Raw genomic sequence first — 16,821 nt, forward strand, 5'->3', positions numbered from 1 at the left:
AACTCAGTGTGACGAAACGTACTTCGCATCGCCGAACGCCGCCGGAATGGCGAAGCTCTCGCGCATACGCTTCGTCTCCGCCGCTGGCGTCAAGCCAAAAAGCCGCTTGAACTCTCTGCTGAACTGGGACGCGCTTGTGTACCCCACTGCGTGACTCGCGGCCTCCGCAGTCAATTCCTCGCGGACCATCAACAGGCGAGCCTGATGCAAACGCGTTGACTTCACGTACTGCATCGGCGAAACGTGTGTGATTGCCTTGAAATGGCTATGGAAGCTCGGAAGACTCATTCCCGCTTCCTCTGCCAACCGCATCACGTCCAGCGGCTGCGCGTAGCCGGCATGGATGAGGCGTAGCGATCTGCCTATCCGGCCGAACTGCCCTTTCATCGCCAAAGCCTCGCGCATCGAGCTTCCCTGCTTGCCGGTGAGCACACGGAAATAAAGTTCGCGCAGCAGGCCCGGGCCCAATACAGCAGCTTCGAGCGGCCGATGCATCGCCTCAAGGAAGCGCAACACGGACGCCTGCATCGCGTCATCCATCGGCGTCGACATCATGCTCTGAGGCCCCTGCACGTGTTCCGTTGCGCCTTCACGATCGATCTGTACGGCCAGTTCAGCGGCCAATGTGAAATCGAGGTGAAGGTACAGCGCGAGCAGCGGGCGCTCCGGGGTTGCCTCGGTTTCCATGCTGAACGGAACGGGCACGGACACGGCCAGGTAGTGATGCTCGTCGTACAGATAGAGCTGGTCGCCGAAATAACCTCGCTTGCGGCCCTGACAAACGATCACGATGCCGGGGTCGTAGAGAACCGGCGTGCGTGACAGGGGCCGGTTTGAACGCAAGATGCGGACGCTCGGCAGCGCCGTGAGGTTGTAGCCCTCCTCCGGCGCCAACGCGCGGAGCAACGCAATCATGCGTTTCTGGGTTCCCGAGGAAAGATCCGGATTGTGCGTAGAGGTCCGCTTCGTACTCATAGCTTTAGGCAAGAAAAATAGCGGAATATGGCTTAGCTAGCCTCGTCCTTCAGACTAGTATGCATTCTCCAGACAACACTCGGGAGAAGCTTCAGTGGCATCCAGTAAAATTCTGCTCATCACTGGCGTCAGCAGCGGCTTCGGCCGTGCGCTCGCGGGAGAGGCGTTAGCGGCGGGACACAAAGTCGTCGGTACGGTGAGAAGTGCGCAGGCAAAGCGTGATTTCGAGTCTCTGTCCGCGAAAGCTGCTTTTGGACGTGTACTTGACGTGACCGACTTCGATGCCATCGACGGCATCGTGGCGGAAATTGAGGCGACCGTCGGACCCGTGGACGCTCTGGTCAACAATGCCGGCTACGGGCACGAAGGCGTCATGGAAGAATCGCCTTTGTCCGAGATGCGCCGACAGTTCGATGTGAATGTGTTTGGCGCTGTCGCCATGATGAAATCCGTCCTGCCCTTCATGCGTGAGCGCAGACGTGGCCACATCCTGAATATCACGTCGATGGGCGGCCATATCACCATGCCAGGAATCACCTACTACTGCGGAAGCAAATTCGCGCTGGAGGGCATCTCTGAGGCGCTTGGCAAAGAGGTCAAGCCTCTCGGCATCGCCGTAACAGCCGTCGCGCCAGGCTCGTTCCGCACCGACTGGGCGGGTCGCTCGATGACGCGAACGCCCCGTTCGATTGCGGACTACGACGCTATCTTCGAGCCCATCCGCAAAGCGCGTGTGGAGAAGAGCGGCAAGCAATTGGGGGATCCCCAAAAGGCGGCACGCGCGATGCTCGCCGCAATCGCCGCGCACCGCCCTCCTACGCATCGTTTGCTCGGTAGCGATGCACTCGGGTTGGTGAGGGACAAGTTGTCCACGTTGGGAAACGAGATCCGTAACTAGGAGTCTGTTACGGTCTCGACTGACGGCTGAAGACCGCTGGCGCAAGGAGGGCATGAGCAGCCTGCACCTACAGGCTGGGGCGCCGCGCTCAGCGCTCGAGCAGATCCTGCGGCTCGATGCCCACCTCGCTGCAGTAGCGCTGATAGTCGGCAAGGCGATCGGCGGTTGTGATGCGGCGTTTGATCTCGCCATTGTGACCAAGATACTCGACGGTGCCCATCACCACCACCATCACGACTAGTGGTTCGTCACCGACCGCCTCCCACCAGTCGACGTTGCCGGTAGACTCGTGCACGTAGTCGCCGGATACGACAGTTTCGCCAGTACAGAGACGACGCTGCCCTTCAAGGTTAAAGACGTGCACTTCGCCGGTATGACGGTGCAGGCTTGACAAAAAGGATTCAGAGCTGGGCACCCGGCTCCCGCGAAAGACTGGCTGAATGAGCCGAGAACTTATCGAACAGGCCGTCTGGAGATTGAGCAAGAACGGCTAGGCGCGATGTTTCGACCATGAGCGACCATAACGCCAGTCGCACGATCCAAATATCCAGACCATGCAAGCTCATGTTGACGCCACTCACGCTTACACGAAGCGCTTCAATGCCGTACTCGCATACATCGAAACGAACCTCGATGGCGACCTGTCAGTGGAAGCGCTAAGTCGCATTGCGAACTTCTCGAAGTTCCATTTTCATCGGCAGTTTGCGGCCTATGTGGGGGTGCCAGTCGCACGCTACGTGCAACTGACGCGCTTGCGTCGGGCTGCCCACCGCCTGGTTTCGCGTGAGTTCTGCTCGGTGCTTGACGCCGCGTTCGACGCGGGCTTCGACAGCCCCGAAGCCTTCAGTCGCGCATTCAAGCGCGCGTTCGGCGCGGCGCCGAGTTCGTTTCGGCAGCATCCGAACTGGCAGATCTGGAGTGCGACTTTCGTCGTCCCTTATCTTTCAAGGAAACTCACCATGCAAGTACAAATTGTCGATTTTTCTGAAACTCGCGTCGCCGCGCTTGAACACTGCGGACCGACTGGGCTCGTCAACGAGAGCGTGCGCAAGTTCGTCGACTGGCGGAAGCAAAGTGGGCAATCTCCGGTTGCGTCGAGCAGAACTTTTGGTATCCCGCGCAATAACCCGGACACGACACCGGCGGACGCATTTCGCTTCGACATCTGCGGAGAAATCGACGAGCCGGTCGCGTCGAACGTCTACGGCATCCGCGAACTCGTCATTCCGGGCGGCCGATGTGCAGTGGTTCGGCATACGGGATCGACCGACCACATTGGCGAGACAATCTATCCGATCTATCGCGACTGGCTTCCTGCAAGCGGAGAGGAACTTCGGGACCATCCATTGTTCTTTCACTACCTGAGCGTCTTTCCAGAAACGCCGCAGGACCAGTGGCAAACCGATATCTACATTCCCCTCGTTTGACGGGACGATCTGCCGCAGCGACCTTGCGGTCGCTGGACCGTTGCTCCGAACCTGGCGACAATGCGATATCCACTGTTATGAGTTGACTATGGAGTTCGATTCATGGATCGACCGACTAAAGCAGTAATCGGAGCAGCATTGACGGTCTGCGTGATAAGCATTGTCATAGGCTTCTACTATTTCGGATGGCAGGGCGTCGACACGTCGGTTGTCAACGACCGTGACTACCCTTCTGCGGGTGGTGTGCGCTAAAGTTTCTGAGAAAAATCTTCATGTTGACGCTAGCCGATCCTAAGATTCGCCGAGTATTCGACTCTGTCTGGCGCATGGTGCTTCGCCTCGGATTCCGGCTCGCTCGCGCCTGGTGGCACCTTCGACGGCCTCGCCATGACGATTGCATACCCGAGCTGCGGCTTGATAATCGTGAGGTTATCGCCACGCATCTGGCATCGCAGGAGGAATTGCACGGCATCGCGCTGACAGGGGCGGTCGCTTCGTATCTCCGCAAAGATCTCTGCTGTTAGTTGGCACTTTTTCTTTCGGGACATCTCGGCTCGAAAACTCTGTGCACACCGTGCTTGACCAATACACACATACGCTCATGTCCTTGCCAACCCCGACACTGCATACCCCTCGCCTCCTATTGCGCCCTTTCACGGAGGCCGATACGGACTCCATCTACGCACTGCAGAGCAACCCACGCGTGTTGCGCTACTGGGACGCGCCGCCCTGGAAGAAGCGCGCGCAAGCAGAGCACTTTATCGCGGTTTGCAGGCAAATTGAGCAGGAAGGCACCGGCGCGCAACTGGCCATCGAGCGTGCCGTCGACGGTGTGTTCATCGGCTGGTGCTGTTTGATCAAATTGGATCCAGACTATCGCAGCGCGCGGATGGGCTACTGCCTCGATGACGCGGCATGGGACCAAGGCTTCGCCACCGAAGCCGCAGGCGCTTTGTTGCAGTGGGCCTTCGACACGCTGGACCTGAACCGTGTTCAGGCCGAGACCGACACGCGCAACACGGCATCGAGCCACGTGCTGGAGAAGCTCCGGTTTGTCCGCGAAGGCACGTTGCGAGAAGATTGCATTGTGGATGGCGAGGTATCGGACTCCTGGGTGTATGGGCTTCTCAGGCGGGAATGGAAGCAGTTGCAGTCAGGATCGGCGGCAAGCTGAAACGGGGTTCCCTTGACCCCGTCCGCACGCGTCACCGCCGACGAGGTAGCGAACGCGGTCGGTGCCTTCCTATCCGGGTGGGCAGGTCATCGACTTAACGTGCAAGCTTTGGCAAGGATAGGATTCAGGTAGCTGCGGGTTCTGCGCTGCACTCAAATTTGAGCCGTCGCTACTCACGGTGCAACCGGCAAGCATCACTACCAGACCCGATACCACGGCGACGTTACTCCACACGGTAAATTGCATATGTACTCGACACGAAGGGAATGGGTTGCGGTACGGGAAACCCGTCGCAAACGCTGTTAGGCGTTGAGTTGCAACGCCAATCGACACAGTGTTGACGCGCAGATCACACGTTGCCGGTCGTCAAGGTCTGGTCACCGAAAGGTAAGCCGCAGCCGCTTCGATCTGTGCGTCGTTCAGCGTGGCCGCGACGGCTGTCATCGTTCCCGGAGCCGGCGTTTTCTCCTTCGCGCGCGCCTGAAATTCGTGTAGCCGGGAAACGACAAACGCCGCCGGTTCGCCTGCAATGCCCGGAAAGCGCGCGCCGTTGCCTTTACCGCCGGCCGCGTGGCAGCTGAAACAGGCGGGAACGCCGGATCCTGCACCCATCTCGGCGAGCTGCTTTCCGGCCAACACCAGGCTTTGTTGCGGCGGCGCACCTTCGGCAAGCGGCGGATCCTGCTTCGAGAAAAAGGTTGCGAGCTCGCGTATCTCGCTATCGGAAAGATTGTGTGCAACCGTCTGCATGACAGCGCTTGCGCGTGTACCCGCCTTGAACATTGACAATGCGTGCGCGAGATAATCCGGATCTTTGCCAGCGAGCCGCGGCCCACCGGTTGCGGTGCCGGCGCCCAATGCGCCGTGGCACGCGACACAGGTTGCGATGGACGGAGCCTTCGCCCCCCCCCCGGCAAGGTCCTGCGCATTCACTGCGGATTGTGCGTGACAGGCACTTGCGAGACCGACGAGCGCCGCAACCGAAAGCGGACGCAAGCCGGCGTCGTGGTCAATTCGTATGCCGGTCTTCTTCGACAAAGCCAGCAAATTGGTCCATGAAACGGCGGTCAATTTTCCCGCTTTCATTGCTCATCCTGAGCCTCCATCGCAATCTTCGAGGAATCGTTAGTCATCCCTTCCCGAACCAATCTAACGGCCGTTCGCCCATCGTCCACTTGTTTGGAGGTTCGCCATCCGCTGTGTTCTGGTACAGCCAGTTGCCGCAGACCGTGCAATTCCAGTTGTTGCTGATCTTCGTCATGTGGCCAGGCGACCCGATTTCACTGACGCCGGAATCGGCGAGATCACCATGCGGGGGAACGCTAGATGGCTTTCCAACCAATTCGAGACAGGCATTGCAAGGCTGCATAACTGCCTCCAAGGATCTATTGCGAGGAGTCCGTGCGCGCGGCCTATTCGGAGTTCTCGTCGCACCACTGGATCGCCCAGCGCTGCGCCGCCTCGATAGCGTCCGCGTCGGAGGGATAGTCGCCGAGGTCGCCCGAATACTTCACTTCAACGGCATAGCCGCCCTCCGGGGCGCGCCGGTAAATCTTGGCGCGGGCGTAGTAGTGGCCGCCCTCATCAAGAGGCGACGCGTCGATGTGGAACTCCTTGTAGTCGAACTTCATGACAGTCTCCGCGAGAGTGCGCCATTCGTCGTCGCGCTGGACGAGCTGCGGGCGCCACGCCGCGTCCCGACCAATGGCCTCGTAAAGCGAACAGACTTCTCAACGAACGTCCGCCATATGGTTTCTCATAAGACATATGGCTAATCGCCTTGCTACGGCAACCTGCCAGTCGTGGCGAGTCGATGAAGGCCGACGGTTTGATGCCGAGGACACGACGGTTCAGTCCCCGAAGTGCCACAACAAACTAATCGGGCAGGCCCACGTTTCAACAATGGCGCTCGCAAGCTCTGCAGCGCCAGCTCGGAAAACGCTCAGGCACGACGACTCGCGCCGATCTCATGCAGCGTCGGTCACCGGACCTCTATCGCGCGACGACGTGACATGCTGCCTGGCCGCTTCGTTGCTGTGGGACAACGCGCGCAGCGCAAGGGAGAACGCCAGTTGCGTCTCATGAGCGACTGCGCCACGGTCTTGATCGAAGTGCCTGGCGGCGCTGCGCAGATGCAGCACCGCCTGCTCGTGTAGCTCCGCTGCCATTGCGTGATGCTGGGCCGCGGTCGCGCTGCTTTCGGCGGAGCCCGGAGATGGGGGCACTATCAGCGGCGTACTGCGGTTGTGTTTGACGGCGTCGTTCGCCCGGTCGATGGCGTGCAACGCATGACCGTGCGCCATCATCGCCTGATGTGCGGCGTGGGCGAAGTCTTTGCCCGCCTCGAAATGCCGCGACGCCTCGCGGTGGAAGCGTCCTGCCTGCTCGTGATGCGACGCTGCGGCTTCGAGGTGTTCCTTTTTACTGTGCTTAGTGTTCATGGCTGCTCCTGACGACTCACAAAATTCACTTTTAGCGCGTCCGGCGGCGGCGGATTTGATCTAACTCAGCCATACTCAGCCATAGATAGCATGCCCGGACGAGCGCCACCGAACGCGGTGTGTGGTGGCGCAAGGGGCTGTTGCCATAACAGATGACTTCCGCGTGGACATTGCGCCGCGACATAAACGGTCGATCAATTCCTCAGTCGAGCGCGCCACCAATCAGGCTAGAGCTGGCACCTGCGCGATGGCCGCTCGTTGCCATTCTCCGGTAATGCGTCGATCCAATTGGAGACGTGGCTGGAGCCGTCAAGGGGGCCGGCGCCGCAGGCAATTCCGATTAGGCGAGCGCAGTTGTATGGGTCGACTACGAGCATTTGGTTTTTTTGATAGCGGCCATTCGCTGCGACTAGGGTAGCAGTTCCTTGAGTGACCGTTTTGGCCGGCGACGCGACATGCGCGGTCGACGCGCGAATGTCCGCTGTCTGGGGCGGATTCAACCGGTGGAGGCGACGCTCGGACGTCCGCGTTGATCTGCGGGCGAATGACCGTAGATGGTCGAACCCGGTCCGATGCGTACGGCCCGGTTCAGTTGCCAGGCGAACGTTTAGAGCGTGTCTTCAGCGCCTCGATTTCGTCGAGCAGATCGAGCGCGAGCGCAATGCCCGACGCGTTGATCTGAAGGTCCCGAGCCAGCCGAAAAGCGGTGCGCACGCGACACAGCGAAGCGCCGCTGAACCGCCATTCCTGCGGCCCGGCGCCCTTCGGCTCGAAGGCGCCTTCAGCAACCCAAAGGGTTATTTCTTCTGCCGATGCGCCACTTACCCGACTCAGCTCGACGAGCGTGAACTCGACGTCTTCATCGACAATCTGGCCTGCCAGATAGGTCGTCTCAGATTCTTTCATAATGAACTACCCATAAAACCGCGCACGCGGGTCGAAGTTGAACGCTTGCCGCATCGTGTTGTAGGCCGCTTTGGCTGGCTCGCTGTCGGCTGGCGGCAATACGATATTCAAGATCACGTACAGGTCCCCGGGCGGGTTCCCGGGAATCCCCTTGCCCTTGAGCCGCAAGCGCCTGCCGCCCGCCGAGCCCATCGGCACCGTCATTTCGACCCATCCATCGGGCGTCGGCACCGTTACGTGCCCGCCAAGCGCCGCTTCCCAGGGCGCCACCGGCAAGTCGAGCAAGACGTCGGCCCCATCGACGCGAAAGTGCGGATGTTCGCGAAACGCAATTTCCAGGTAGAGGTCCCCTGCCGGCCCGCCTCCCACTCCGGTTCCTCCCTGGCCGGCGAGCCGCAGGTGCTGCCCAGCCCGCACGCCCTTCGGAATGGAAACGTTCAACGTACGTGATTGCAGCGAGACATGGCCCTGCGCATCGATGACAGGCAATTGCAGCGAAATCGAGCGCTGTGCTCCTCGATAGGCATCCTCGATATCGATGAACACCTTAGCGTGGTGATCCTGTCCCATCGCGTGCGAGGGCCGCGCATGCGCCGCTCGTGCACCGCCAAACATCGCTTCGAAAAAATCGTTGAGGTCGGCATGCGTGCCGGGCTCCTCGCCCGCGCCGCTGAATTCGAAACCTTCGTCCCAGTTCGGCGGAGGCTGGAAGTCCTCTCCGCTGCGCCAGTGAGTGCCCATGCGATCGTAGGCTGCGCGCTTTTCCGGATCCTTGAGCACCTCATAGGCCTCGCCCAATTCCTTGAAGCGATCCTCCGCGTCGGTGTGCTTGCTGAGGTCCGGATGGTATTTGCGCGCGAGCTTGCGATACGCGCGCTTGATGTCCTCCTGAGCCGCCGTACGCTCCACGCCCAGGATCGCGTAATAGTCTTTGTATTTCATTTGAAAGACACGCCAATAACGAGTGGGAACGGCAGCACGCTTGGGCAACACCGCTCTTTTGCCGTGAATCGACTCTACATGAATATGGCGCGGAGGTGACGCCCCTGACCGATGCGATCCGTATCGATCAGGCTCATCCTACGAAACGCTTTTAAACAAACATTGCATTAGCATTTCTGCGGATTGGATCAAACTTCCGCACGTTCGCTGGATTGAGCGCGCAGTCTTCTAGTGCCATTCTCGAAGATACAAAAGGAAGCGCGATTAGCCGGTGAATGCTGAATACGGACGCACACTGAACACCGATCGTCGACGATCTAGGCGCCCAAATCGAGCGGCAGAAACTGGCCGATTTTCGTTGAACGAGCGCGCGCGAGCCGTGACGGCGGAATAGTCGAGTGGTGCTCTAAGAGAGGGCGTTTCGCGTGCTACAGATTTGCTACAGCAATGGCCAGATGCCATATAGGACGAGGCTTGCCCTTGTCATTCCACCCCATGAACTATCGCCGCCCGCGAAGACCCGGCAAAGTGACTTTGAACGGCTCGGTTCGACCCACAACGGACTGTCGTCTCACTCCGAAACGGACGTTCAATACCCAGTACCAGCGACCCGAAGCGCAGTCCACCGCCGCTAACCGTAAACGTGCACTGCGATCACGTTAGCGCGTCCTGCGCTGTCTGGAAGATCGGCGCCGCGGGTCCGATTTGAAATAATCCCCCGCCGTGTAATCGGCAAGGCGGTTAGGCATGTCCCTCCGCGCCACTGTGTCGGAGTACAGCCTCAATGAAGGATTCGGTATTGAAGAACGGCTCCTTCTCCGTAAAGAGAATTGGTTCTTTCGCAGCAGCAGTAAATATCGGTTCAGCGACCATTCGGCCGCCCTCGCTCATTTCAGCGACAAGCGCCAGAGGGAGTTTGCCGCTTGTGATAACGGCAGCCATGGCTTGCAGCCTGGAATGAACCGCAAACGCCTTGTAATGTTGCCCTTTAAAGAGACGCGCGATGCAGCTCGTCCGCCCCTCCCAATTCCGTTTCTCAGGCGGAAGGTTATGAACTTCGTGGCTCGCAAGAATCAAGTCCTCCACGGAGACAGCAACCGAGTTGAGGCGAGCGATCAGGTTCGCGGTGTCTTGACCCATGGACTTGCCTCACATGATGTTAAGCGACGCGCCCGAGCAACGAGGCGCAGGCGACCCTCGGGAGGTGCGCCCACGCTTGCTGCAGCGGTGTCGTCACACTCGCTTAGAGCGCGGCTGCAACCGCGCGTCGACCGTTTCCCCGGCCGAGCAGGTCGTAGCGATCGAGATTCATGACCTTGTTCCACGCCGCCACGAAGTCGCGCACGAATCTCTCCTTCCCGTCGTCGCACGCGTAGACCTCGGCCAGCGCGCGCAATTGAGAATGCGCCCCGAAGACAAGGTCGGCAGCCGTCGCGGTCCACCTGGTCTTGCCCGTAGTGCGATCATTGCCCTCGTACACGTTCTTGTCCGAGACGGAAGGTCTCCACGCTGTGCCGATGTCGAGCAAGTTCACGAAGAAGTCGTTGCTCAACGTGCCCGGCTTGTCGGTGAACACGCCGTGCTTCGATTGCCCGTGGTTTGCACCGAGCATGCGCATGCCGCCGACGAGAACCGTCATCTGGGGCGCGGTCAGCTTTAAGAGGTTGGCCCGGTCCAGCAGACGGATCTCCGGAGACAGGGGGTCTTCCGCTCGGAAATAGTTGCGGAACCCGTCGCCGATCGGCTCGAGCACATCAAAGATGCTCTCATCCGTCTGTTCCTGCGACGCATCGGTGCGACCCGGCGCGAACGGGACGCTAATTTTGTATCCCGCCTTTCTGGCCGCTTCCTCGACGGCAGCGCACCCGCCGAGGACAATCAGATCGGCAAGCGAAACCTTCTTGCCGCCGGACTGCGAGCCGTTGAAGTCTTTCTGGATGCGCTCAAGCGCTGTCAGGACCTTTGCCAGCCGCGGCGGCTCATTGGACTCCCAATCCTTTTGCGGCGCCAGGCGAATCCGCGCGCCGTTGGCACCACCACGTTTATCGGTGCCACGGAAGCTGGCGGCAGCGCCCCAGGCTGTGGAAACCAACTCAGGGACGGACAAACCAGAGTCGAGGACCGTGCGCTTGAGGGCGACGATATCCTGTTCGCTGACCAGCACGTGATCGACGGGTGGTATCGGGTCTTGCCAAAGCTGCGCCTCCGGGACCCAGGGGCCCAAATAGCGTGAGCGGGGACCCATGTCGCGGTGAAGCAACTTGAACCAGGCTTTGGCAAACGCGTCCTCAAGCTGGTCTGGGTTGTCGTAGAAGCGCTTCGCAATCGGCCCGTAAATCGGATCCATTCGCAGCGACAGGTCTGTCGTCAGCATCGTCGGCGCGTGCCGCTTGGACGCCTCGTGTGCATCGGGCACAGTGTCGTTCGCCTCGGGATTCTTGGGCGTCCACTGCTTCGCGCCCGCAGGGCTCGTCGTCAGCTCCCACTCGTACTTGAACAGGTTCTCCAGAAACCCGTTGTCCCATGTGGTCGGATTGTTGGTCCATACGCCTTCAAGCCCGCTGGTAATCGCATCGGAACCCTTGCCGCTGCCGAACTTGTTCTTCCAGCCTAGGCCTTGCTCCTCGATCGAGGCGCCCTCTGGTTCGGGGCCGACATTCCCTACCGCCGGCGCAGCACCATGCGTCTTGCCGACCGTGTGGCCGCCCACGATGAGCGCAACGGTTTCTTCATCGTTCATGGCCATGCGGCCAAAAGTATCGCGGATGTCCTTGGCCGCAGCGAGCGGATCGGGGTTGCCCCCCGGTCCCTCGGGATTGACGTAGATCAGGCCCATCTGCACGTTGGCGAGCGGCTTGGCGAGTTCCCGGTCACCGCTGTAGCGCTCGTCCCCCAGCCACGTGTCCTCCGGACCCCAAAAAATGTCTTCGGGCTCCCAGACGTCGGGCCGGCCAAAACCGAAGCCGAAGGTCTTGAAGCCCATCGATTCATAAGCCACATTGCCGGCCAAGATCAGCAGATCGGCCCAAGAAATCTTCTGGCCGTACTTCTGCTTGATGGGCCAGAGCAGCCGGCGCGCCTTGTCGAGATTGGCGTTGTCCGGCCAACTGTTCAGCGGCGCAAACCGCTGCTGGCCCTCGCCGCCGCCGCCGCGACCATCGGCGATGCGATACGTGCCGGCGGCATGCCAGGACATGCGGATGAACAAGGGCCCGTAGTGGCCGTAGTCGGCCGGCCACCAATCCTGGGATGTGGTCATGAGCTTGATGAGGTCCTGCTTCAGCGCCTCGACATCAAGACTCCTGAACTGTTCGGCATAGTCGAACTCCTCTTCCAACGGGCAGGACAGGTGCGAATGCGTGTGAAGCACCGAAAGATCCAGCTGATTCGGCCACCAATCCTCGTTCCTCATCGGTCGGCTGACCTTTGGAGTTGGCGCGGGGTTGGCAGGGCTTTCGCTTTCGCTAACACTTCCGGTGTGTCGCTTGTCAGACATATCATCCTCCATGGAGCGTGGTAGCACATTTTCGAGATGACACCTCCTGGTGTAGTTTTCTGCCGGCAGAAAATCAAACCTAGACTGTTGAAATTTAACGATCAATGCGATAGGGGAAAGCAATCGAATTAATCGCTAAAGCGGCGCGCAGTATGCTGGGGCTTGCGAGAGTTCCGTGTGCAAGCGTTCCGAGACGGTCTGCATCTCGGCGAGCGGTCGAGGTTCGACAAAGCGACCCAACAGCCAGCCGCTCTCGGTTTCCGTTCAGAATGTCGGAAAGAGGACGACGATAGGCTTGCGCGTACGGCTTCGGCTCACCGAAACCTGACCTGCTCGCTGCATATACCGGGCCCGCACCCGCATCGAGAACGTGCAAACCGTTGACATCGCCGAGGAGCGAGATTGTCGCGAGGCGTTCGTAGAGCGCATTGTGTGGCTTTGTCGTAACGGCTTCTGCGTAGCGCTCGGCAAACTCGTCATACGCTTCACGTCCGATCGACTGCGTCGACTCATTCATATCGGCCATGGGTTAGCTTTGGTTTCGTCGGAGGAGTTGCAACAGTTTGAAAATCATCTAGCGGACCTCCTGCCGCCGCCCTGCCGGGCGACGGGGTTAAAGTGAGTTTGCCAAAACCGCTTTAACCGGAAGGAGGTCATGATGAACTATAGCGGCATTGACCTGCATTCGAACAACAGCGTGGTGAGCGTGATCGACGAAACGGACCGCGTGGTCGCCGAAAAGCGGCTGCCGAACGACCTGGCAAGGATTCTGGCGTTCCTTGCCCCGTGGCGAGCCGAGCTGGCAGGCGTCGTGGTCGAATCCACGTACAACTGGTACTGGCTTGTCGACGGCCTGCAGACGGCCGGCTTCGTGGTCCATCTGGCCAACACCACGGCAATCAAAAAGTACGATGGGCTCAAGCACAGCGGTGACGAGACCGACGCGCGCTACCTGGCCCACCTGCTGCGCCTGGGCATCCTGCCTACCGGCACCATTCTGCCGGCGAAGCACCGTGATGTGCGCGACCTCGCCCGCAAACGCATGCAACTGGTGCGCAGCCGCACCAGCCACATCCTCGCCATCGAGAACACAACGGCGCGTCAGTACGGCACGCGAATCACGAGCAATCAGGTCAAGCAACTGGACCAGGCCGCTGTCGACCAGCTGCATCTCCCAGACGACGTGGCGCTCGCGGTCCGCGCCAACGTCGCGGTCATCACGACGCTCTCCGCACAGATCGCCATCGTGGAAAAGCGTCTTCAGGAAAAGGTCGCGCCACACGCGGACTACGCCCTCCTGACCACGGTGCCCGGCATCGGCCAGACGCTTGCCACCGTGATCGTACTGGAAACCGGGACCATCGAACGTTTCGCCAGCGCCGGTAACTTCGCCTCCTACGCGCGGTGCGTGGACAGCCAGCGCATGAGCAACGGCAAGAAGAAGGGCGAAGGCAATACCAGGAACGGAAATCCATACCTGTCCTGGGCATTCATCGAGGCGGCCAACTTCGCGATGCACTTTAGCGCCGAAGCCAGGCAGTTCTACGAGCGCAAGAAAGCCAGGACGAATTCAGTGATCGCACGCAAGGCCCTGGCCCACAAGCTCGCCCGTGCGTGTTTCCACATGCTGAAGGAGCGAAAGCCATTTGATGTGACCCGCTGCTTCGCATAAGCGTTACGACGGCGACCGGCAAGCCCTGATCGTTGACTGGCGAAAAGCCACCCAATTGAATGGGATGCCGTGCCGCCGTCCCCGATGTGCAGCAACGCGGATCGCCGGCAACGCGAGCCAGCCCTGGATTGGTGCCGGACGTCTGGCAACCACGACTATTGTGCGAACCCAATGGACGCGTTGCGGCACCAAAGTTCTTCTGGGGTGGCAGAGCCACCAGGGCGACAGGCAACCGATGTACGCCGATCGCTTGAGCCTGATGGGTGTCTGGCGCGATCCGTCGCAGCCATGAATCGAAGAAACGGGTGCGCTCGGCTACTGCATTCGGTCAGTGCAATCGAAATCGGCTGCTCAGGCAGTCGAGGATGTTGTTTGCTCACTTGACACCGGGCCCGCTAATGGGTGTCAACGATCTGAATGCCGATGTCGAATGGCTGATTATGGCCGTTCCCGGAAAGTCGCCGGCCACTCAAGTCGATCGGCGCATAGGACACGCGTTTTCGCTCATTTCGCAGGCGTCGCCGAAAGCGGCTCGAGCCCGGTCCTCGAAATCGCGGGCGCGCTGTTTGCGGCGCTTGCCGATGACCGTCAGCGCCCAGACCGCAGCCGCATCCGGACCCTGCGGCGACCGATGCAGGTCCTCACGCCGCAGGTCCTCACGCCGGGCGTGCGCGGCCTCGTCGCGCCGCAGCCCGGAGTCGCCCATCAGCAGGATCGCCGCGCGCGCGGTGCGCCACTGCCGGGCTTCGGCCTCATCCCCGTGCGCACCCGCACCGTTCGTGCGACGTGCGCAGCGCGCATCGAGCGCGGCCCGCAATCCCGTCCACAACCCGGCCGGCAGCGCGCGCCCGACCTGCACCGGGACTTCGCGGGTCACCGTCACCGGATCGTGCACCGCGCTCCACGGATTGCCGGCCAGATAGCGCACCTCGACGAGCCACGCAAACGCCGCGCGCAGCACGCGCACCGCATACGCCTGGCTGTCGGGCGCCAGGCCCCCGGGGGCGAACGGCCGCCAGCGTCCGCCCGCGCGTGGCTGCTTCGGGCCGGTAAGCGCCGGCGACGGGGCCGCGAGGAAATCCTTGTACGCCTCACAGTCCTCGACCGTCATCGACGACACCGCGGTGCCGCGCATGATCACGGCCCACAGCACCAGCCGCTCGAGCTCGTGGGTGTAGGCGCGACAGGTCGCCGGCCGGTCCCGGTAGCGGTGCAGGTACGCGTGGATCGCCGCGAGGTCGTGCGGCGCCCGGATGAACGCAAACGCGCCCGCGCGGTTGGTCCCCCGGTGGGTGCCATCTCCACCGGAGAGCTCCGCCGGCACTGCGAGCCGCTCGAACGGCGCGAGCCGCGGCGCTGTCAAATGACACAAAGTCGTCCGGACCCAAAGACCAGTTTATAAGGCACAGCGAGCAGTGCTGGACGACTTTACGTCAATTTTGATTGACGCAAAGTCGTCCATTTTGCTGAAATTGACTTAAAGTTGACAAGTCTTGCTGGACGGGATCGGCACGAGAAGCGAACCGGAAATTTAGCGATGTCGCGGCCGCACACGCACGGTCTCCTCCATCTCCTACGTCCAGTGGTGTTGACTTCTCCCTATCGGGTGCCGCTCACCTTCATGCTGGGCGCCGACTCTCGCTGCCGCGACCTATCGCGAGCGGCCTAACCCTCGAGATGGATCGATACACTTCAATCGATGATTATTCGCATTGCAAAATACCTTCTTTGAATGCGTGGTTCTCGACGTCCCAAGCGCGCTCACGCCTGCTCCGCACGCTCTTGTCAGAGACGCCGTTGCTCCTGGTGCAATAAGCCCGGGGCACCTCGATGGCACGTTAGGAACCGAGCCTTAGCGCGTGTGGTGCGTATCGCGCGATTCATCAGTGACCACATAACAATATGTTAGGATTGCAAACCGTTCAGCCAACCTCGCGAAATTCCGCAGCCCACCTATCAACCAAACAGGACGACTTTACGTCAATTTTATGGCAACCATTTGATTAATAACGATTTCTCCAGATCGTGCGCTCTCGAATTTGCTATTTAGACGACTTTGTGTCATTTCTCGGACAACTTTGTGTCGTTTGACAATCGTCAAGGCCATTTTTGCCGGCGCGGCCGAGCGGCTCCGGCTGCGCGGCGACGCTTTCGCGGGACAGGCGGATCTGCTCGAACAGGCCTCCGCGCACTGGCTGCGCCACACGGCAGGGTCGCACATGGCCGACGGCGGCGCCGATCTGCGTACCGTGCGCGACAACCTGCGCCATGCATCGCTGACGAGCACCAACCCGTACCTGCACACACCCGGCGAAGAGCGCCACCGCGAAACCGAGGAAAAGCACCGCATCGACTGGTAGGTCTCGCCTCACCGGTCAGTGACGGGTCGCTGCGATCGGGAAAACCAGTTCGAGCATGAAACGGACAAATCCGTAGGCGACCAGCAACGCAAGCGGCAAGGTGGTGATGGTAAAACCCGGTTTCCACCGGCGGCGCCCTTGTCTGGAACGCTCTGCCTGTTCGTCATGGGGTAATCGTACGAATCGTGCGAAATCCGGCGGTAGTCACTTTCAGAGCCGCTTGCAGCAAGGCTCGGCGGCTCCACGGCTTTCGCGCAATCGGAGGATACACAAGTCATTGATCGATAACGATTTTTAGGATCAAACCGCCATAAATTGCACGAAAGGTACGAATACCCCCATCTGAACGCTAGTCTCGCCGACTTGGTTATCCCGCTGCGCGTCCTATACTGAAAGGAGCCGCGCGGAAGCCGGCCCCTGAAGCAGAAGCGGACGAGAAATCGTTCATTGGGGCGCGGTAGCGGGGCCACGGAAACGCCTGCGTGAATAGCGCGGGCGTTTTCTCTTTGGAGCCCTGATGAACACTACGC

At 60.5% G+C, this 16,821-nt stretch carries 16 protein-coding genes and 1 pseudogene; 6 read left to right on the forward strand and 11 right to left on the reverse strand.

Features of this window, described 5'->3' with window-relative positions:
- Window positions 1-3: 3 nt before the first annotated feature.
- A complete protein-coding gene (locus tag AC07WT_RS36305) occupies window positions 4-975 on the reverse strand; it encodes an AraC family transcriptional regulator (protein WP_494950679.1) in 972 nt (323 codons plus the stop codon).
- Window positions 976-1,069: 94 nt separating this feature from the next.
- On the opposite strand from AC07WT_RS36305, the gene AC07WT_RS36310 reads away from it, so the two are divergent.
- On the forward strand, window positions 1,070-1,873 hold the full coding sequence (locus tag AC07WT_RS36310) for an oxidoreductase (RefSeq protein WP_494950680.1): 804 nt from the start codon (window positions 1,070-1,072) through the stop codon (window positions 1,871-1,873).
- 88 nt (window positions 1,874-1,961) lie between these two features.
- Here the strand turns inward: AC07WT_RS36310 and AC07WT_RS36315 are convergent, their stop codons facing one another.
- Window positions 1,962-2,267, reverse strand: a complete 306-nt coding sequence (locus AC07WT_RS36315; protein ID WP_494950681.1) for a cupin domain-containing protein — start codon at window positions 2,265-2,267, stop codon at window positions 1,962-1,964.
- A 160-nt stretch (window positions 2,268-2,427) separates the two neighbouring features.
- On the opposite strand from AC07WT_RS36315, the gene AC07WT_RS36320 reads away from it, so the two are divergent.
- From AC07WT_RS36320 to AC07WT_RS36330, 3 genes are all read left to right on the forward strand, one after another.
- Window positions 2,428-3,300 (forward strand): AraC family transcriptional regulator, encoded by an 873-nt coding sequence (locus AC07WT_RS36320; protein WP_494950682.1) that lies wholly within the window; start codon window positions 2,428-2,430, stop codon window positions 3,298-3,300.
- 272 nt (window positions 3,301-3,572) lie between these two features.
- The gene (locus AC07WT_RS36325) at window positions 3,573-3,824 is read left to right on the forward strand and encodes a hypothetical protein (RefSeq protein ID WP_494950683.1); all 252 of its coding nucleotides are present in this window, start codon (window positions 3,573-3,575) and stop codon (window positions 3,822-3,824) included.
- Window positions 3,825-3,901: 77 nt separating this feature from the next.
- Complete coding sequence (locus AC07WT_RS36330; RefSeq protein WP_494950684.1) at window positions 3,902-4,474, forward strand: GNAT family N-acetyltransferase; 573 nt, start codon at window positions 3,902-3,904, stop codon at window positions 4,472-4,474.
- 366 nt (window positions 4,475-4,840) lie between these two features.
- Here AC07WT_RS36330 and AC07WT_RS36335 read toward each other — a convergent pair whose 3' ends face one another.
- The 8 genes from AC07WT_RS36335 to AC07WT_RS36370 all read right to left on the reverse strand — a co-directional run bounded on the left by AC07WT_RS36335 (window position 4,841) and on the right by AC07WT_RS36370 (window position 12,785).
- Window positions 4,841-5,560, reverse strand: a complete 720-nt coding sequence (locus tag AC07WT_RS36335) for a c-type cytochrome (protein WP_494950685.1) — start codon at window positions 5,558-5,560, stop codon at window positions 4,841-4,843.
- A gap of 326 nt (window positions 5,561-5,886) precedes the next feature.
- Complete coding sequence (locus tag AC07WT_RS36340) at window positions 5,887-6,105, reverse strand: hypothetical protein (protein WP_494950686.1); 219 nt, start codon at window positions 6,103-6,105, stop codon at window positions 5,887-5,889.
- A gap of 336 nt (window positions 6,106-6,441) precedes the next feature.
- Window positions 6,442-6,915, reverse strand: coding sequence for a hypothetical protein (locus tag AC07WT_RS36345; RefSeq protein WP_494950687.1), 474 nt, complete (start codon window positions 6,913-6,915; stop codon window positions 6,442-6,444).
- Between the two features lie 588 nt (window positions 6,916-7,503).
- Complete coding sequence (locus tag AC07WT_RS36350; RefSeq protein WP_494950688.1) at window positions 7,504-7,821, reverse strand: chaperone modulator CbpM; 318 nt, start codon at window positions 7,819-7,821, stop codon at window positions 7,504-7,506.
- A gap of 6 nt (window positions 7,822-7,827) precedes the next feature.
- Window positions 7,828-8,763 carry a DnaJ C-terminal domain-containing protein gene (locus AC07WT_RS36355; RefSeq protein WP_494950689.1) on the reverse strand — a complete coding sequence of 312 codons (936 nt, stop codon included), beginning with the start codon at window positions 8,761-8,763 and terminating at the stop codon, window positions 7,828-7,830.
- A 741-nt stretch (window positions 8,764-9,504) separates the two neighbouring features.
- Window positions 9,505-9,903 carry a hypothetical protein gene (locus AC07WT_RS36360; RefSeq protein WP_494950690.1) on the reverse strand — a complete coding sequence of 133 codons (399 nt, stop codon included), beginning with the start codon at window positions 9,901-9,903 and terminating at the stop codon, window positions 9,505-9,507.
- A gap of 103 nt (window positions 9,904-10,006) precedes the next feature.
- Window positions 10,007-12,175 carry a catalase/peroxidase HPI gene (gene katG / locus AC07WT_RS36365; protein ID WP_494951134.1) on the reverse strand — a complete coding sequence of 723 codons (2,169 nt, stop codon included), beginning with the start codon at window positions 12,173-12,175 and terminating at the stop codon, window positions 10,007-10,009.
- 178 nt (window positions 12,176-12,353) lie between these two features.
- Window positions 12,354-12,785: a hypothetical protein gene (locus AC07WT_RS36370; RefSeq protein WP_494950691.1), complete on the reverse strand. Its 432-nt coding sequence runs from the start codon at window positions 12,783-12,785 to the stop codon at window positions 12,354-12,356.
- Window positions 12,786-12,917: 132 nt separating this feature from the next.
- On the opposite strand from AC07WT_RS36370, the gene AC07WT_RS36375 reads away from it, so the two are divergent.
- The gene (locus tag AC07WT_RS36375) at window positions 12,918-13,931 is read left to right on the forward strand and encodes an IS110 family RNA-guided transposase (RefSeq protein WP_494951135.1); all 1,014 of its coding nucleotides are present in this window, start codon (window positions 12,918-12,920) and stop codon (window positions 13,929-13,931) included.
- Window positions 13,932-14,400: 469 nt separating this feature from the next.
- Here the strand turns inward: AC07WT_RS36375 and AC07WT_RS36380 are convergent, their stop codons facing one another.
- Window positions 14,401-15,303: a site-specific integrase gene (locus AC07WT_RS36380; protein WP_494950692.1), complete on the reverse strand. Its 903-nt coding sequence runs from the start codon at window positions 15,301-15,303 to the stop codon at window positions 14,401-14,403.
- Between the two features lie 721 nt (window positions 15,304-16,024).
- Here AC07WT_RS36380 and AC07WT_RS36385 point away from each other — a divergent pair.
- A pseudogene (locus tag AC07WT_RS36385) lies at window positions 16,025-16,291 on the forward strand (tyrosine-type recombinase/integrase); the annotation flags it as partial.
- Between the last annotated feature and the right edge of the window lie 530 nt (window positions 16,292-16,821).

The sequence above is a fragment of the Paraburkholderia sp. GW821-FHT02A12 genome (assembly GCF_059422005.1).

What these genes read in the sequence shown, in the direction of transcription:
- AC07WT_RS36305 (WP_494950679.1), bottom strand. Translation starts at nt 975, where the DNA reads ATGAGTACGAAGCGGACCTCTACGCACAATCCGGATCTTTCCTCGGGA.
- AC07WT_RS36320 (WP_494950682.1), top strand. Translation starts at nt 2,428, where the DNA reads ATGCAAGCTCATGTTGACGCCACTCACGCTTACACGAAGCGCTTCAAT.
- AC07WT_RS36325 (WP_494950683.1), top strand. Translation starts at nt 3,573, where the DNA reads ATGTTGACGCTAGCCGATCCTAAGATTCGCCGAGTATTCGACTCTGTC.
- AC07WT_RS36330 (WP_494950684.1), top strand. Translation starts at nt 3,902, where the DNA reads ATGTCCTTGCCAACCCCGACACTGCATACCCCTCGCCTCCTATTGCGC.
- AC07WT_RS36335 (WP_494950685.1), bottom strand. Translation starts at nt 5,560, where the DNA reads ATGAAAGCGGGAAAATTGACCGCCGTTTCATGGACCAATTTGCTGGCT.
- AC07WT_RS36340 (WP_494950686.1), bottom strand. Translation starts at nt 6,105, where the DNA reads ATGAAGTTCGACTACAAGGAGTTCCACATCGACGCGTCGCCTCTTGAT.
- AC07WT_RS36345 (WP_494950687.1), bottom strand. Translation starts at nt 6,915, where the DNA reads ATGAACACTAAGCACAGTAAAAAGGAACACCTCGAAGCCGCAGCGTCG.
- AC07WT_RS36350 (WP_494950688.1), bottom strand. Translation starts at nt 7,821, where the DNA reads ATGAAAGAATCTGAGACGACCTATCTGGCAGGCCAGATTGTCGATGAA.
- AC07WT_RS36355 (WP_494950689.1), bottom strand. Translation starts at nt 8,763, where the DNA reads ATGAAATACAAAGACTATTACGCGATCCTGGGCGTGGAGCGTACGGCG.
- AC07WT_RS36360 (WP_494950690.1), bottom strand. Translation starts at nt 9,903, where the DNA reads ATGGGTCAAGACACCGCGAACCTGATCGCTCGCCTCAACTCGGTTGCT.
- katG (WP_494951134.1), bottom strand. Translation starts at nt 12,175, where the DNA reads ATGAGGAACGAGGATTGGTGGCCGAATCAGCTGGATCTTTCGGTGCTT.
- AC07WT_RS36370 (WP_494950691.1), bottom strand. Translation starts at nt 12,785, where the DNA reads ATGGCCGATATGAATGAGTCGACGCAGTCGATCGGACGTGAAGCGTAT.
- AC07WT_RS36375 (WP_494951135.1), top strand. Translation starts at nt 12,918, where the DNA reads ATGAACTATAGCGGCATTGACCTGCATTCGAACAACAGCGTGGTGAGC.